This is a genomic window from Brachybacterium sp. sponge, assembly GCF_001613775.1.
Classification (GTDB): domain Bacteria; phylum Actinomycetota; class Actinomycetes; order Actinomycetales; family Dermabacteraceae; genus Brachybacterium; species Brachybacterium conglomeratum.
In genome coordinates, this window is record NZ_LRMP01000001.1 from 910,105 (window position 1) to 925,296 (window position 15,192).

Sequence of the window (15,192 nt, forward strand, 5' to 3'; positions counted from 1 at the left end):
CAGTCCAGCGACGGGACCCGCTCAGCGGCGGGGCGCCGCCCAGCTCTCGAGTCGCTCCAGCGCCTGCTCGATCGTCGTGCGCGACTTGCAGAAGGCGAGCCGCAGATGGGACGAGGCGTCGCCCGCCTCGCCGTCGCGGTAGAAGGCCGACAGCGGGATCGCGACCACCCCGGCCTCCTCAGGGAGGCGCTCGGCCAGGGCGCGGGCGTCGCGCTCGCCGAGCGGGCCCGCGTCGGCGACGGTGAAGTATCCGGCCTCCGGCACGCTCACCCGGAAGCCGATCCGGCGCAGCCCGTCGGTGAGCAGGTCACGTCGTGCGCGCAGGTCGGCGGCGAGGTCGTGGAAGACCGTCGGATCCATCCGCAGCCCGGCGGCGACCGCGGGCTGGAAGGGGGCGCCCGAGGCGTAGGTCAGCCACTGCTTGACTCCGGTGATCGCCGTGATCAGCTCGGGCCGCGCCGTGATCCAGCCGATCTTCCACCCGGTCACGGCGAAGGTCTTGCCCGCCGAGGAGATCGAGATCGTGCGGTCCTGCGCCCCGGGCAGCGTCGCCGGCGGCAGATGGGCGGGGCCGAAGGTGAGGTGCTCGTAGACCTCGTCGGTGACGATCAGCGCATCGTGCCGCTCCGCCTCCTCGACGATCGCCTGCAGAGCCTCCACCCACAGCATCAGACCGGTGGGGTTGTGCGGGGTGTTCACCAGCACCAGGCGGGTGCGCTCGGAGAACGCCGCGCGCAGCGCGTCCCGGTCCACGTCCAGCACCAGGTCCCCGTCGTCGGACCCAAGGGAGGTGCCTGCGTCGGAACCCGTGCCGGAGCCGGAGGAGGCGCCAGAGGAGGCGTCGGATCCCGTGGAAGCGGCGGGGCGGGAGGTGATCGGGACGGTGCGGTGCACGCCGCCCGCCAGCGCGATCAGCGCCGCGTACTGGTCGTAGAAGGGCTCGAGGGTGATCACCTCGTCGCCCGGCTCGACCAACGCCAGGATCGTCGCGGCCAGCGCCTCCGTCGCCCCGGTGGTGACCAGTACCTCCGTGGTGGGGTCCCAGCGCAGTCCGTACCAGCTTGCCTGATGCTCGGCCACGGCCTCGCGCAGGTCGGCCTCGCCCGCGCCCGGCGGGTACTGGTTGCGGCCGCGCCGGATCGCGTCGATCGCAGCCTCGGCGACGAGCGCGGGCGGGTCGTCGTCGGGATAGCCCTGCCCGAGGTTCAGCGCGTCGTGGGCGGCGGCCTTCGCCGACATCTGCGCGAACACGGTGGGACGGGCCTGCCCGCCCACGAGCAGGCCGGCAGCGGCGGCGGCACGGGTCCAGGGACCGGAGGAGTTCATGGGCCCGAGTCTCTCAGAGCTGCGGAGCGGTGCGGCAGCGATCGCCGGGGTGACGAGCGGCCCGATGCTCAGCGGCGGGGGAAGACCAGCCGCCCGTAGGTGACGTAGCGGAAGGAGGTCGAGACGATCTGGCCGATGAAGGTGCCGGAGATGTTGTCCGCGAGCGGGGAGTCCAGTCCCAGCACGTACCGCGAGAAGGCCAGGCAGGCGAGCTGCAGTCCCGTCGCGATCACGTTGACCAGGATGAACAGCATGATCGAGCGGGTCGTGTCCGGGCGGGGCCGGTCCCCGAAGGTCCACAGCCGGTTGCCCAGATAGGTCAGGCACGAGGCGACCGCGATCGTGAGCACCTTGGCCGTGAGCGGGCTGCCGTGCATGATGCCCGCGCCCCAGCCCTGCGTGGGTTGCCAGAACACCAGCAGGTTGTACATCGCGGCGTCCAGCAGGAACACCAGACCGCCGACGACCAGGAACTTCAGGGTCGAGCGGAGGTGATCGTCGACCAGCGCGCCGGCGCGGCCACGGAGGGTGCGGCGGGTTCCGGCCGACGTCGCGGGGGAGTGCTCGGCCGCCCCGTCCTCGGACAGGGAGGGGCCGCGGAGCGTGGTGGACGGAGCGCTGCGCCCCGTCGTCTCGTCCGGCGACAGCACGCCCGGCACTGTACCGGACCCGGTACCATCGTGGACCTGCCGCAGCGACGGGTCGGCGGCGCCGCATGCGGCGCCCGGCCCTGGGAGCGCGCGGCACCGACCGCTGCGACGGGCGGCGCCCCCGAGGGGTGCGCCGGCCCTGGGAGCGCGCGGTCACGTCGCCCGACGGCGCCCGTCCCCGGACGGCACCCGTCACGAGGCGGAGCCCGTCGGCCCCCGCGCCGCGGACCGCCCCGGCGACGCCGACGCACACACCACGAGAAAGGCCCCCATGACTCACGTCGCCCTGACCATCGCCGGCTCCGAGGCCTCCGGAGGTGCCGGTGCCCAGGCGGACATCAAGACATTCCACCAGCTGGGCACCTTCGGCGCTGCGGCGCTGACCTGCATCGTCTCCTTCGACCCGAAGGACGACTGGAGCCACCGCTTCGTGCCGCTGGAGCCGCAGCTGATCCTCGACCAGATCGAGGCGAGCACCGCGGTGCACGATATCGACACCACGAAGATCGGCATGCTCGGCACCCCCGCCACGATCGAGACCGTCGCCGGCGCGCTCGCCGAGCGGTCCTTCACGAACGTCGTGCTCGACCCGGTGCTGATCTGCAAGGGCAACGAGGGCGGCTTCGCCCAGGACACCGACGACGCGCTCAAGGCGCAGATCCTGCCGCTGGCCACCTTCGTCACCCCCAACCACTTCGAGACCCTGGCGCTCTCCGGCATGGAGAGCATCGAGACGGTCGAGGAGCTGGCCGAGGCCGCGAAGCGCATCCACGACGCCTTCGACGTGATCGTGCTGGCCAAGGGCGGGGTCGCGCTCGAGGGCGAGGACGCGGTGGACGTGTTCCACGACGGCGAGCAGACTGTCGAGCTGCGCAGCCCGAAGGTCGGCCAGGAGCGCGTCAACGGCGCCGGCTGCACCCTCGCCGCCGCCGTCACCGCCGAGCTCGCCAAGGGCGCCACCCCGCTCGAGGCAGCCCGCACCGCGAAGGCCGTGGTCACCAGCTCCATCGAGAACCGCCAGAAGGGCCACACCCCCTTCGACTCCGTCTACCAGGGCAAGTACCAGGGCTGACGGGGAGGCCCGGGCCGGCCGAGGTCGGCCGGCTCGGCCGCGTGGGGCCGGCGACGCCTGTCGGCCCCGCCTCCCGGCCCGTCGGCAATCGAGTGGCAGGTTTCGACCGCTTCCATCGCGGAATACCGGTCGAAACCTGCCACTCGATGTGTCGCGGGTGGGTGCCGGCGGGGCAGGGCGGGGCAGGGCGGGGTGCGCGGCTGACCGGCACCCGGCCACGGTCACGAATGCATCCCGACATCCGATCAGTGCTCCCCTCATGTGGACAGATGTCGCCGGGGGAAGCATTCTCGGAGCATGAACGAGCGCACCACGCCGCCCGACGCCGACGTCGCTGGGCAGGACCCGACCCGCCCCGAGGGGGCTCCCCGCACCGGTGAGCCCCTGATCTCCGTGCGCGGCGTCGACAAGTTCTTCGGCGACTTCCAGGCGCTGAAGGGCATCGACCTCGACATCCACCGCGGTGAGGTCGTGGCCCTGATCGGCGCCTCCGGCTCCGGGAAGTCGACCCTGTGCCGCTGCCTGAACCGGCTGGAGACGATCACCGCCGGGGAGATCACCATCGACGGGGAGCGGCTGCCCGAGGAGGGCCGGGAGCTCACCCGCCTGCGCGCCGACGTCGGCATGGTGTTCCAGAGCTTCAACCTCTTCCCGCATCTCAAGGCGATCGACAACGTGACCCTCGGCCCGCGCAAGGTGCGCGGCGTGCCGAAGGCCGAGGCGGATCAGCAGGCGATGGAGCTGCTGGAGCGCGTGGGCCTCGCCGACAAGGCGAACTCCCTGCCCACGGCGCTGTCCGGCGGTCAGCAGCAGCGTGTGGCGATCGCCCGGGCGCTGGCGATGAAGCCGAAGGCGCTGCTCTTCGACGAGCCGACGTCGGCCCTGGACCCTGAGGTGATCAACGAGGTCCTGGACGTGATGGCCGAGCTCGCGAAGGCCGGGATGACGATGCTCGTGGTCACCCACGAGATGGGCTTCGCCCGCCACGTCTGCGACCGCGTGGTCTACATGGACGCCGGCGAGATCGTCGAGGAGGGCGAGCCCGAGCAGTTCTTCACCGCCCCGCGCAGCGACCGCGCCAAGGCGTTCCTGTCCAAGATCCTCGCGCACTGACCCCGGCGCAGCCCGACGCTCGCGCCACCGACCCTCGCACACCCCGACCCCCGCTCCGCCCGGAGCGCACGCAGAAACCGGAGAGACCCATGAACCCCACGAGCTTCCGTCCCCGCCGCCGGGCCGTCGTCGCCGCGGCGGCCGCCCTTCCCCTGGTGGGACTGGCCGCCTGCGGCTCCGACACCGGTGACGGCCCCGACCTCGGCGGCGGCGGCGGCTCCGACGGCGGCGGCGAGGGCTCGGCCTTCGCCGACGTGATCGCCTCCGGTCCCGTCGCTGCCGATGACGCGATCGCCGGCAGCGCCTGGGCCGCCGCGATCAAGGAGAAGGACCAGTTGATCCGCGGCGGCACCGTCGCCAACCAGGTGTTCTCCCTCGCCTCGACCACCGGTGGGCAGCCCACCGGCTTCGACGCGGGCATCACCCAGTTGCTGGCGAAGTACATCCTCGGTGAGGGCGGCGAGGAGAAGGTCGAGTACATCGACACCACCGTCGAGACCCGCGAGACGCTGGTGCAGAACGGGACCGTGGACTGCGTGATCGCGACCTACTCGATCACCCCCGAGCGTCTCGAGGTCATCGACTTCGCCGGCCCGTACTACCTCTCCGGCACCGCCATCCAGGTGCGCACTGAGGATGCGGAGTCGATCTCCGGCCCCGGGGACCTCACCGGCAAGAACCTCGTCACCCAGGCGAACTCCACCGGCATCCAGGCGATCGAGGAGTTCGTGACCGATCCCGGCGACGTGCAGACCCTCCCGGACAACGAGTCCTGCGTCGCCGCGCTCAAGCAGGGTCGGGCCGACGCCTACGTGCTCGACCAGGGTGTGCTGCTCGGCAACTCCGCCGCGGACCCCGAGGTGACCGTCGTCGGCGAGCCCTTCGTGGACGACCCCTACGGAGTGGGCCTGTCCAAGGACGCCGAGGGCGCGGTCGACTTCGTGAACACCTTCCTGCAGGAGATCATCGACTCCGGTGCCTGGGAGCAGCTGTGGACCGCCACGATCGGCGAGGTCATGGACACCGAGGCCCCCGAGCCGCCCGTCCCCGGCGAGCTGCCCTCCTGACGGGCTGAGCCGCCCGGCCGACGGGCAGGCCGCCGGCCCGCAGGCCGGGCGTCGGCCCGTCGGCCCGTCGGCCCGGAGTCGAACAGGCGTCCAGACGTCAGCCCACCGGCCGGAGCCGGCCCGTCGGCCGGACGCCGACCGCACGGCCAGGAGCCGGCCCGTCGGCCGTCCCTGTTCCCCAGTCCCCGATCGCACCGAGAGGCCCCTGATGGACGCCATCCGCGAGAACATCCCGCTGCTGCTGCAGGGCATCGGGACGACCGTCGCCCTGACGGTGCTCGGCTACGTGTTCGCGCTCGTCGTCGGCACCGTGATGGCGGTGGCGCGGGTCAGCCCGATCCCGCCGTTGCGCTGGGCGGCGACCGTGTACGTCGAGATCTTCCGCAACATCCCGCTGCTGAGCCTGCTGATCCTCATCTCCTTCGGCCTGCCGGACGTCGGGCTGCGCCTGCCCTACTTCTGGTGCGGCGTGCTGGGGCTGACCCTGTCCTCGGCCGCGTTCGTGTGCGAGAACGTGCGCTCGGGCATCAACACCGTGCCCGTCGGCCATGCGGAGGCGGCCCGCTCGATCGGGCTGGGGTTCTTCGGCACGCTGCGCTACGTGGTGCTGCCGCAGGCGTTCCGCTCGATGGTGCAGCCGCTGGTGAACGTGTTCATCGGCACCGTGATCGGCTCCGCGCTGTGCTCGGCGATCGCGGTGCAGGAGGTCACCTGGGTGACGCAGACGCTGAACATCCGCTACGCCCAGGCGGTGCTGATGTTCCTCATCGCCGGCGCCGTCTATCTCATCCTCTCCCTCGGCGGTGCGGCGATCGGCGGGGCGATCGAGCGGGCCGTCTCCCCGGGCGGTCGCGACCGCTCGCGCGCGAGCAAGGCGCTCGACGTGACGGCAGGAGCCCAGGCATGACCGCGCGTCGACGAACTGCGAGGAACGAGCGGGAGGAGATGCGCCCATGAGCACGACGTCGTCCTCCGCCACCCAGGTCCTCTTCGACGCGCCCGGTCCGAAGGGCCGTCGGCGCATCCTGCTGCTGTCGGTCCTCAGCGTGGTCGCGATCCTCGCGCTGCTCGCGGGGGCGCTGTGGCAGTTCCAGTCCAACGGCCAGCTCGACCCGGGCAAGTGGATCGTCTACCTGCGGGTGGACTACCTCGCCTTCCTCGGCCAGGGCCTGTGGGGCACGCTCAAGGTCACTGCGCTCGCCGCCGTGGTCGCGTTCCCGCTCGGCCTGCTGCTGGCGCTGGCGCGCCTCTCCCGCTTCCGGGTGCTGAGCACGCTCGCGGCGGTGTGGATCGAGTTCTACCGCGGCATCCCGATGCTGCTGGTGGTCTACGCGTTCCTGCTGGCCCTGCCCGCCTTCGGCGTGACCTTCCCGCGGTTCTGGATGCTGGTGATCCCGATGATCCTGGTCTCCTCCGCCACCACGGCCGAGGTGTTCCGCGCCGGGATCAACGCCGTGGACCGCGGCCAGCACGAGGCGGCCGCCGCGATCGGGCTCTCGCGGCGCGATGCGATGGCCTCGGTGATCCTGCCGCAGGCGGTGCGCCTGGTGCTGCCGAGCCTCATCCTCGCCCTGGTCACGCTGCTGAAGGACTCGACCCTCGGCTACGTGGTCAGCTACAACGAGCTGCAGTTCCAGGGCAAGACGCTCGTGTCGATCACCCGCTACCTGGTGCAGACGTACCTGGTGGTCTCGGTGATCTACATCGTCATCAACTTCCTGCTCACCCGGATCGCGCTCGCGCTGGACGCGCGGATGAAGGCCCGCGCCGCCGCGGGCTGAGCGCGGCGGGGCGGGCTCCAGCAGCACCGGCTCGTCCCGTCGGCCGCCCCGTCCCGTCCAGCGATCCGTCCCGACGGCCGACCGGCGCGAGCGCTGTCCCCTCGGCCGCCCCGTCCTCGTCCCCTCCCGGAAGGTCTTTCCCATGTGTCGTCTGCTCGGCGTCGTCTCCCGCGGCGCGCTTCCGCTGCCCGAGGCGGTGCCCGGCGAGCTGCCGCTGTTCACGGCGCTCTCCGAGCGGCACAAGGATGGCTGGGGCGTGGCCTCCTATCCCGCGGGCACGGGGGCCGACGGGGGCGACGACCCCGCCCCGATGCTCCCGCTGCTGCGCCGCGGCACCGACACCGCTCTCGCCTCGAACGACTACGGGGAGGCGGTCGCGGAGGCGCGCGGCGAGGTGATCGTGGTGCACCTGCGACGGGCGAGCGTGGGCCTCGCGCTGACCCCCGAGAACACCCACCCCTTCGTCGAGGGGGAGATGACCTTCAGCCACAACGGCCAGTTCGACCTTTCCGACGAGCTGCGCGAGCGGATCCTCGCCCGCGGCGGCCGCGCCCCGCTCGGCACCACCGACTCCGAGCTGTTCCTCTCGCTGGTCACCGCCTGGGCGGGCGAGCTCTCGCCGCGGGAGGGGCAGACTGACTGGGCGCTCGCGATCCAGCACGCGGCCGCCGAGCTCACCGCACTGACCACGGAGCTTTTCGGCCGCCCGCCCGAGTCGCTGAACTGCCTGCTCACTACGCCCGGCACGCTCGTCGCCTTCGCCCAGCACGACCCGCCCCAGGCCCCGGCCGATCAGCCGGCGGAGGTGTACGACCTGCGCTGGCGCGCCGACCACGACCGGGTGCTCGTCTCCTCGACCGGCTACCCGCAGGCGGGCTTCGCGACCCTCGCACAGGGGGCGGCGCTGACCGTGCACCGCGGCAGCCTCCGCGTCGAGGAGCATCCGCCGCTGGGTCGGTGAACGCGGCAGACCGAACGGCCTGGCGCGACCCCGCGCGTCGGGCCACTCGATAGGGTTGGTCTCTCCGGCAGTGACAGCTCGTCGGCCCGACCGCCCTGGGAGGCCCCGTGATCGGTTTCGAGAACGTCCGCAAGGAGTATCCGGGCGGCACGCTCGCGGTCGAGGACTTCACCCTCGAGATCGCCTCCCACGAGGCGATCGCGCTCGTGGGCACCTCCGGCTCCGGCAAGACCACCCTCATGCGCATGATCAACCGCATGGTCGACCCCACCTCCGGGCGGGTCACGATCGACGGCGAGGACGTCGCGGGGATGGATCCCGTCGCGCTGCGCCGCTCCATCGGCTACGTCATGCAGGCCTCGGGCCTGCTGCCCCACCGCACCGTGCTGGACAACATCACCACCGTCCCCGTGCTGCGCGGCACCGCGAAGGGCGAGGCGCGCGAGCGGGCCCGCGAGCTCATGGACACCGTGGGCCTGGACCCGGAGCTCGCCTCCCGCTATCCCGCCCAGCTCTCCGGCGGCCAGCAGCAGCGCGTCGGCGTCGCCCGCGGCCTCGCCGCCGACCCGAACATCCTGCTCATGGACGAGCCCTTCGGCGCCGTCGACCCGATCGTGCGCGAGGAGCTGCAGAGCGAGCTGCAGCGCCTCCAGCGCGATCTGCGCAAGACGATCGTCTTCGTCACCCACGACATCGACGAGGCCTTCCGCATCGGCGACCGCGTCGTGATCCTCCGCCCCGGCGGCCGGATCGCCCAGGTCGGCACCCCGCAGGAGATCCTCGCCGACCCGGCCGACGACTTCGTGGCCAGCTTCGTCGGCGCGGACCGCGGCGCCCGCACCCTGCACGTCGAGCGCGTCGACGGCCGCGACGTCGTCGTCGACGCGGACGGGCGCGCCGCCGGGGTGCTCGCCGGCGCCCCCGCAGGTGGCGGGAATGGCTCGAGCGGGGCCGGCTCGCGCGGGACCGGCTCGCATCGGGCCGACGGGGGCCATGAGGGCGACCGCGGGCAGGAGCCGCTCCGGTGAGCTGGGTCCTCGACAATCTCGACGTGATCGCGGGATACACCGGCGCGCACCTGGTCCAGGCGCTGCCGCCGATCCTGCTCGCCTTCGCGCTCTCCCTGCCGCTGGCGAAGCTCGCGAACTCCCGCGGCTGGCTGCGCACCGGCGTGACCACCACCTCCGGGCTGATGTACGCGATCCCGTCCCTGCCGCTGTTCGTGCTGCTGCCCGGGCTGATCGGCACCGGCGTGCGCAGTCCGCTGAACATCGTCGTCGCCCTGACCCTCTACGGCCTCGCGCTCATGGTCCCCACCGCCTCCGACGGCTTCCGCTCCGTCTCCCGCGACGTGCTCGGCTCCGCGACCGCGCAGGGCTACGCCCCGGCCGCCCGCTTCTGGCAGGTCGAGCTGCCGCTGGCCGGACCGGTGCTGCTGGGCGGGGTGCGGGTCGTCGCGGTCAGCACGATCTCGCTGGTCACCGTCGGCGGTGTGCTCGGCGTGCCGAGCCTGGGGATGCTGTTCGTGGACGGGGTGCGGCGAGGGATCGTCGCAGAGATCGCCGCCGGCGTCGTCGCGACCGCCGCCCTCGCGCTGCTCACCGATGCGCTGCTGGTGCTGCTGGGCCGCCTGCTGATGCCCTGGCACCGCGGACGGGAGGGGAGCAGGCCGTGAACGAGAACCCCTTCCTCGGAGCCTTCGAGTGGCTTTCCGACCCGGCGCGCTGGACCGGGCCGTCCGGGATCCCCCTGCGCACCGCCGAGCACCTCGGCTACACAGCGCTCGGCGTGCTGGTCGCTGCGCTGATCGCCGTCCCCGTCGGGCTGTACGTCGGCCACACCGGCCGGTTCAAGGGCCTCGCCGTCGGCGCCGCGGGCGCGGCCCGCGCCCTGCCCACCCTGGGCCTGGTGACCCTGTTCGCGCTGCTGGTCGGGATCGGGCTCACCGCGCCGCTGCTCTCCTTCGTGATCCTCGCGATCCCGTCGCTGCTGGCCGGGGCCTACTCCGCCGTCGAATCGGCGGACCCCGCCACCGTCGACGCCGCCCGCGCCCAGGGCATGACCGAATGGCAGATCCTCACCCGGGTCGAGCTCCCGCTGGGGATGCCGCTGCTAGTGGGCGGGGTTCGCGGCGCGACCGTGCAGGTCGTCGCCACCGCCATGCTCGCCGCCTATGTGGGCAGCGGCGGCCTGGGCCGATACATCTTCCAGGGCCTCGGCTCCCAGGACTATCCGCAGATGATCGCCGGGTCACTGCTGGTCATCGTGCTCGCCCTCGTGCTCGACCTGGCCCTGCTGCTGCTCCAGCGCGCGACCGCACCGCGCGGGACGGCCGCCGCATGAGTCCCGACCGTTCCCTCCCCGCCGCACGCTCCGTCCGACCTCACCTCCCAGGAGAACCCTCATGAGCATCCACAGCACCCGTCGTCACCTGCTGGGCACCCTCGGCGCGGGCGGGCTCGCCCTCGGCGCCGCGGCCTGCGGCAGCTCCGACCCCTTCGAGGAGGAGGGCTCCGGCTCCGCCGGCTCCGACGGCGGCGGCGAGGTCCCCGCGGGCACGCTCGCCATCGGCTCCCAGGCCTACTACTCCAACGAGATCATCGCCGAGCTGTTCGCGCAGGTGCTCGAGAAGGCGGGATTCACCGTCGACCGCCAGTACCAGATCGGCCAGCGCGAGGTGTACATGCCCGAGCTCGAGGCCGGGTCGCTGGACCTGCTGCCCGAGTACCTCGGGAACCTCCTGCAGCACTACCAGCCCGACGCGGGCTCCGCGAGCCCCGAGGAGATCAGCTCCTCCCTCGAGGAGGCCCTGCCGGAGGGGCTGCGCGTGCTCTCCTTCGCCGAGGCCTCCGACCAGGACTCCTACACCACCACCTCCGACTTCGCCTCCACGCACTCCCTCAGCGCGATCGGCGACCTCGCAGGCGTCGAGGAGGACCTGAAGATCGCCGCGAACAGCGAGTTCGAGACGCGGCCCTACGGCCCCGAGGGCGCGAAGGCGGTGTACGACGTCGACATCGCCGTGGTGCCCGTGGAGGACTCCGGAGGTCCGCTGACCGTCCAGGCCCTCCTGGACGGGGACGTCCAGCTCGCCGACATCTACAGCGCCGATCCCTCCATCGCCGAGAACGACCTGGTGGTGCTCGAGGACCCCGAGTCGATGATCCTGCCGCAGAACGTGGTCCCCGTCGTCTCCGAGAAGATCGACGAGCAGGCGGCCGAGGCGATCGAGGGAGTGATCGCCGAGCTCAGCGCCGACGACCTCGTCGAGCTGAACCGGCAGAGCGTCGTGGACCAGGCCTCCAGCGCCGACATCGCCACCGGCTGGCTGACCGAGAAGGGCCTGCTCTGATGCGCATCGTCGTCACCGGCGCGAGCGGGAAGGTGGGCGGCGAGGTCGCCCGCCTGCTCCACGGGGCGCCCGGGATCACGCTGCGCCTGGTCGGCCGGAGCCTCGAGCGCCTCCCCGCGCTCGAGGGCGTCGAGCAGGCGCAGGCCGGTTTCGGCGACGCGGACGCCTGCGCCGCCGCCTTCGACGGGGCCGACGCGCTGCTGCTGGTCTCCGCCGGGGAGGCCGAGGACCGGCTCGACCAGCACCGCACCGCGATCGACGCCGCGGCCCGCGCCGGGGTGCGGCACGTGGTCTACACGTCCTTCCTCGGCGCGTCCGACGACGCCGGCTTCACCCTCGCCCGCGACCACGGCGCTACCGAGGAGATGCTGCGCGGCTCGGGGATGGCCTGGACGTTCCTGCGTGACAGCTTCTACGCCGACGTGCTGCTCGACTTCGCCGGGGACGACCGGGTGATCCGCGGCCCGGGCGGCACGGGCCGCTGCGCCTTCGTCGCCCGCCGCGACGTGGCCGAGGTCGCCGCCCGGATCCTGCGCGACCCCGCCCCCTACGCCGGGAGGGCGCTGGACCTGACCGGTCCGGTCGCGGTCAGCCTCGCCGAGGCGGCGCTGCTGATGACGCGCGCGGCGGGGGAGGAGTACGAGTACGTCGACGAGTCGATAGCCGAGGCCCGCGCCTCCCGCGCCCCCTACGGTGCACCGGACTGGCAGGTCGAGGCGTGGATCAGCACCTACACCGCGATCCGCGACGGCGAGCTCGACCTCGTCTCCGGGCACGTTCAGGAGGTCCTGGGGCGGGCGCCGCTCGGCCTCGAGGAGGCGGTCGCCGACCCGCTGTGAGCGGGGGAGGGCTCCTCAGCCCTGGCTCGCCGCGCCGAGCCGGCGCGAGATCGCGTCGGCCGCGGCACGGGTCCGGGCGGCGAGCTGCGGGAGCTGCTCGGCCCCGGCGCGGTAGAACGGCGCCGCGAGCAGCACGGCGCCGGCGACCTCCCCGCGGTGGTCACGCACCGGCGCGGAGAGGGAGACCTCGTCCTCGGAGGTCTCGCGGTCGTTGAGCGCGTACCCCTGCTCCCGCACCCTGGCGAGCCGCTCCATGTAGTCGCCGGTCTCCCAGCCCTCCTCGAGCCGGATCGTGCCGGCAACGACCAGGGCCTCCGCTTCGGCGGGCTCGAGGGCTGCGAGGAGCACCTGCACGGTCGAGCTCAGCGCCGTGCGGTAGTGGCTGCCGAGCACCGAGGTGTGCTTGATCTGATGGCGGCTCGGGACCTGCTCCACCGTCACCGACGCCGCGCCGTTCCAGACCGCGAGCGCGGAGGTCTCCCCGGTGCGCTCGGCGAGGTCCTGCAGGTCCTCGAGCGCGACCCGGCGCACGTCGAGCTCCGCGAGCAGCGGCCCGGCCACGGCGATCAGGCCGAGGCCCAGCCGGTAGCGTCGGGAGGCCTCGTCGCGCTCGACCACCCGCTCCTGCTCGAGGGTCGACAGGATCCGCGAGACGCTCGACTTGTGCAGGCCGACCTGCTCCGCGATCTCGGTGACGCCCTGCTGCGGATGCTCCACGGTGAAGCAGCGGATGATCCGCAGGACGTTGACGATGACGGAGGCGCCGCGGCCGCTCTCGGTGCGCTCCTGCTCGTTGGTGCTGGTCATCCTCGGATCCTATCGGCGCTGTCGTTCCCGGGGGCTCGGTCGGCGGGAGCCACGGCACGATCGGCCGACGAGGCGCCGCCGCCAGGTGACGCCGCACCGCGATCGGCCGACGTGGCGTCGCGGGCGGCGAGGGCCTTGCGGTACGAGCCGAAGCCGCTCATGTCGAAGTTCCCCGTCGGCCCCCATGCCACGAGCACCTGCAGCGGCTCGTCGCCCTCGCAGGCCAGGTCGTGCTCGATGCCGGCCGGGGCGCGCAGCGCATCCCCGGGACCCAGCAGATGCGTCTCGCCCTCCTGGCGGATGCGGGCCCGTCCGGAGAGGACCAGGTAGATCTCCTCGAGCGCCGGCTCGTCATGGGCGTGCATGCCCTCGTAGGCGCCCGGGGCGAGGGTCCAGGTCTGCAGCGCGACGGGCAGCTGCGAGCTGTCGGCGAAGTGATGGCGGATGCGCAGGTCGCCGGCGCCCTCGTGGAGGGTGTGCGCGAACTCGTGCACGCCCGCTCGCTCGACGGGGCCGTCCGGCAGGTCGGGGGCGTCGGGCCGGGGCTGCGGTGTCTCCGGGCTGCTCATGCGGGGCTCCTGGGGTCGGGGATCGGGCCGGGAGGCGGTGAAGATGGTCGAGAGGTGGCGCAGGGCGTACCAGTACGCCTATATAGGCGCAGTGGCACGCCCAGCGCCCTCGACCGACCATGACCGATCATGCCGCTCGGCTCGGCTCGGCTCGGCTCGGCTCGGGTCGGGGAAGCACGGGCCGGCCCGGTCAGGTGCGGCGGGGACGAGGACGCCGGCCGGCATCGTCCGCGGGTGCGGTGATGCCGGCCGGCGTCCCCTGTGCCTGATCAGGCCGGGATGATGTTGTGCTCCGGCCCGAAGGGGAACTTCGTGATGTTCTCCGCGCCGTCCTCGCCGACCACGAGGATGTCATGCTCGCGGTAGCCGCCCGCGCCGGGCTGCCCCTCGGGCACGGTGATCATCGGCTCCATCGAGACGACCATGCCCGGCTCGAGCACGGTGTCGATGTCCTCGCGCAGCTCCAGGCCGGCCTCACGGCCGTAGTAGTGCGAGAGGACGCCGAAGGAGTGGCCGTAGCCGAAGGTGCGGTTCGGCAGCAGGCCGTGGCCGATGTAGATCTTGTTCAGCTCATGGGCGATGTCCTTGCACACGGCGCCGGGCTTGATCAGCTCGATGCCGGCGCGGTGCACCTCGACGTTGATGTTCCACAGGCGCAGCGACTCCTCGTCGGGCTCGCCGAAGAACAGCGTGCGCTCGAGGGCCGTGTAGTAGCCGGTGGGCATCGGGAAGGCGTTCAGCGACAGGATGTCGTGCTCCTGCACCTTCCGCGTGGTGGCCCAGTTGTGGGCGCCGTCGGTGTTGATGCCGGACTGGAACCACACCCAGGTGTCGCGCACCTCGCGGTGCGGGAAGGTCTTCGCGATCTCGCGGGTCATGGCCTCGGTGCCGGCCAGCGCGACCTCGAACTCCTGCACACCGGCGTGGACGGCGTTCTTGATCGCCTCGCCGCCGATGTCGCCGATCCGGGCGCTCTCCTTGATCACCGCGATCTCCTCGGCGGACTTGATCATGCGCTGGCGCATCGCGTCCTGGGAGACGTCGATCAGCTCGGCGCCGGGGAAGGCGTCCTGGAGGCGGCGGAGGATCTGCAGCGAGACGGTGTCGTCCTCGATGCCCAGGCGCTTGGGGTCGGTGATCCCGCGCTGGGCGAGGGCCTGCTGGAGCGCGTAGTAGAAGTTGTCGCGGTTCCAGTCGGTGTAGACGATGTTCTCGCCGTAGCTGGTGCGCCAGGGCATGCCCGCGTCGATGTTCGCGGTGATGGTGCAGGTGTCGTCGGCGGTGACGACCATGCCGTAGGAGCGGCCGAAGTACGTGAACAGGAAGTCCGAGTAGTACTTGATGCCCTGGTAGCTGGTGAGGATCACGGCGTCGAGGTTCTTCTCGGCCATGATCCTGCGCAGGCCGCTCAGGCGGCGCTCGAACTCGGCGTCGGAGAAGGTCAGCTTCTGCTTCTCGCCGTTGTGGAGGACCTTGAGGCGCTCGAGGTCGTTGACGGAGGTTGCGGTGGTCGCGGTCATGATCGTCTCCTTCGACGGGGCACGGCACGGGATGTGGCCTTGATGGTTGTCTTGAGTGCAACCCGGTTGCGTCAGTGTTGCGCGTGAGGGGCGTCACGTCAAGCGGTTCGGGGAAGCAGTTCCCGCACCCGTGGC

The 15,192-nt window shown here is 72.2% G+C and carries 16 protein-coding genes; 11 read left to right on the forward strand and 5 right to left on the reverse strand.

Translation table 11 applies throughout. The features are described from left to right. Nucleotides 1-21 precede the first annotated feature (21 nt). Nucleotides 22-1,326 carry an aminotransferase class I/II-fold pyridoxal phosphate-dependent enzyme gene (locus tag A4A78_RS04070; protein WP_062947113.1) on the reverse strand — a complete coding sequence of 435 codons (1,305 nt, stop codon included), beginning with the start codon at nucleotides 1,324-1,326 and terminating at the stop codon, nucleotides 22-24. A 68-nt stretch (nucleotides 1,327-1,394) separates the two neighbouring features. Beyond that, complete coding sequence (locus A4A78_RS04075) at nucleotides 1,395-1,976, reverse strand: GtrA family protein (protein WP_231880826.1); 582 nt, start codon at nucleotides 1,974-1,976, stop codon at nucleotides 1,395-1,397. A gap of 271 nt (nucleotides 1,977-2,247) precedes the next feature. Between A4A78_RS04075 and A4A78_RS04080 the strand changes: the two genes are divergently transcribed. The 11 genes from A4A78_RS04080 (at nucleotide 2,248) to A4A78_RS04130 (ending at nucleotide 12,161) form a co-directional block, all read left to right on the forward strand. After that, entirely contained in the window at nucleotides 2,248-3,048 is an 801-nt protein-coding gene (locus A4A78_RS04080) for a hydroxymethylpyrimidine/phosphomethylpyrimidine kinase (protein WP_062947115.1), read from the forward strand. A gap of 297 nt (nucleotides 3,049-3,345) precedes the next feature. After that, nucleotides 3,346-4,161 (forward strand): amino acid ABC transporter ATP-binding protein, encoded by an 816-nt coding sequence (locus A4A78_RS04085; protein ID WP_062947116.1) that lies wholly within the window; start codon nucleotides 3,346-3,348, stop codon nucleotides 4,159-4,161. Nucleotides 4,162-4,250: 89 nt separating this feature from the next. Then, complete coding sequence (locus A4A78_RS04090) at nucleotides 4,251-5,228, forward strand: glutamate ABC transporter substrate-binding protein (RefSeq protein ID WP_062947117.1); 978 nt, start codon at nucleotides 4,251-4,253, stop codon at nucleotides 5,226-5,228. Nucleotides 5,229-5,436: 208 nt separating this feature from the next. After that, entirely contained in the window at nucleotides 5,437-6,135 is a 699-nt protein-coding gene (locus A4A78_RS04095; protein ID WP_062947118.1) for an amino acid ABC transporter permease, read from the forward strand. 46 nt (nucleotides 6,136-6,181) lie between these two features. Next, nucleotides 6,182-7,009, forward strand: a complete 828-nt coding sequence (locus tag A4A78_RS04100) for an amino acid ABC transporter permease (RefSeq protein WP_062947119.1) — start codon at nucleotides 6,182-6,184, stop codon at nucleotides 7,007-7,009. 142 nt (nucleotides 7,010-7,151) lie between these two features. Then, nucleotides 7,152-7,970 carry a class II glutamine amidotransferase gene (locus A4A78_RS04105; protein ID WP_062947120.1) on the forward strand — a complete coding sequence of 273 codons (819 nt, stop codon included), beginning with the start codon at nucleotides 7,152-7,154 and terminating at the stop codon, nucleotides 7,968-7,970. Nucleotides 7,971-8,077: 107 nt separating this feature from the next. After that, nucleotides 8,078-8,998: an ABC transporter ATP-binding protein gene (locus A4A78_RS04110; protein WP_082835173.1), complete on the forward strand. Its 921-nt coding sequence runs from the start codon at nucleotides 8,078-8,080 to the stop codon at nucleotides 8,996-8,998. Continuing rightward, on the forward strand, nucleotides 8,995-9,645 hold the full coding sequence (locus A4A78_RS04115; protein ID WP_062947121.1) for an ABC transporter permease: 651 nt from the start codon (nucleotides 8,995-8,997) through the stop codon (nucleotides 9,643-9,645). Before A4A78_RS04110 ends, A4A78_RS04115 begins: the two co-directional genes overlap by 4 nt. Next, complete coding sequence (locus A4A78_RS04120) at nucleotides 9,642-10,313, forward strand: ABC transporter permease (RefSeq protein ID WP_062947122.1); 672 nt, start codon at nucleotides 9,642-9,644, stop codon at nucleotides 10,311-10,313. Before A4A78_RS04115 ends, A4A78_RS04120 begins: the two co-directional genes overlap by 4 nt. A 61-nt stretch (nucleotides 10,314-10,374) precedes the next feature. Continuing rightward, complete coding sequence (locus tag A4A78_RS04125; RefSeq protein WP_062947123.1) at nucleotides 10,375-11,322, forward strand: ABC transporter substrate-binding protein; 948 nt, start codon at nucleotides 10,375-10,377, stop codon at nucleotides 11,320-11,322. Further along, nucleotides 11,322-12,161 (forward strand): SDR family oxidoreductase, encoded by an 840-nt coding sequence (locus A4A78_RS04130; protein WP_062947124.1) that lies wholly within the window; start codon nucleotides 11,322-11,324, stop codon nucleotides 12,159-12,161. Before A4A78_RS04125 ends, A4A78_RS04130 begins: the two co-directional genes overlap by 1 nt. A gap of 15 nt (nucleotides 12,162-12,176) precedes the next feature. Here A4A78_RS04130 and A4A78_RS04135 read toward each other — a convergent pair whose 3' ends face one another. The 3 genes from A4A78_RS04135 to A4A78_RS04145 form a co-directional block, all read right to left on the reverse strand. Then, a complete protein-coding gene (locus A4A78_RS04135; RefSeq protein ID WP_062947125.1) occupies nucleotides 12,177-12,968 on the reverse strand; it encodes an IclR family transcriptional regulator in 792 nt (263 codons plus the stop codon). Beyond that, nucleotides 12,965-13,537, reverse strand: a complete 573-nt coding sequence (locus A4A78_RS04140; protein ID WP_082835174.1) for a cupin domain-containing protein — start codon at nucleotides 13,535-13,537, stop codon at nucleotides 12,965-12,967. Before A4A78_RS04140 ends, A4A78_RS04135 begins: the two co-directional genes overlap by 4 nt. Nucleotides 13,538-13,806: 269 nt before the next feature. Continuing rightward, the gene (locus A4A78_RS04145; RefSeq protein WP_062947126.1) at nucleotides 13,807-15,057 is read right to left on the reverse strand and encodes an aminopeptidase P family protein; all 1,251 of its coding nucleotides are present in this window, start codon (nucleotides 15,055-15,057) and stop codon (nucleotides 13,807-13,809) included. Nucleotides 15,058-15,192: the final 135 nt, after the last annotated feature.

Coding starts and splice junctions, on each gene's coding strand:
- A4A78_RS04070 (WP_062947113.1), bottom strand. CDS start 1,326: ATGAACTCCTCCGGTCCCTGGACCCGTGCCGCCGCCGCTGCCGGCCTG.
- A4A78_RS04080 (WP_062947115.1), top strand. CDS start 2,248: ATGACTCACGTCGCCCTGACCATCGCCGGCTCCGAGGCCTCCGGAGGT.
- A4A78_RS04085 (WP_062947116.1), top strand. CDS start 3,346: ATGAACGAGCGCACCACGCCGCCCGACGCCGACGTCGCTGGGCAGGAC.
- A4A78_RS04090 (WP_062947117.1), top strand. CDS start 4,251: ATGAACCCCACGAGCTTCCGTCCCCGCCGCCGGGCCGTCGTCGCCGCG.
- A4A78_RS04095 (WP_062947118.1), top strand. CDS start 5,437: ATGGACGCCATCCGCGAGAACATCCCGCTGCTGCTGCAGGGCATCGGG.
- A4A78_RS04100 (WP_062947119.1), top strand. CDS start 6,182: ATGAGCACGACGTCGTCCTCCGCCACCCAGGTCCTCTTCGACGCGCCC.
- A4A78_RS04105 (WP_062947120.1), top strand. CDS start 7,152: ATGTGTCGTCTGCTCGGCGTCGTCTCCCGCGGCGCGCTTCCGCTGCCC.
- A4A78_RS04125 (WP_062947123.1), top strand. CDS start 10,375: ATGAGCATCCACAGCACCCGTCGTCACCTGCTGGGCACCCTCGGCGCG.
- A4A78_RS04130 (WP_062947124.1), top strand. CDS start 11,322: ATGCGCATCGTCGTCACCGGCGCGAGCGGGAAGGTGGGCGGCGAGGTC.
- A4A78_RS04135 (WP_062947125.1), bottom strand. CDS start 12,968: ATGACCAGCACCAACGAGCAGGAGCGCACCGAGAGCGGCCGCGGCGCC.
- A4A78_RS04140 (WP_082835174.1), bottom strand. CDS start 13,537: ATGAGCAGCCCGGAGACACCGCAGCCCCGGCCCGACGCCCCCGACCTG.
- A4A78_RS04145 (WP_062947126.1), bottom strand. CDS start 15,057: ATGACCGCGACCACCGCAACCTCCGTCAACGACCTCGAGCGCCTCAAG.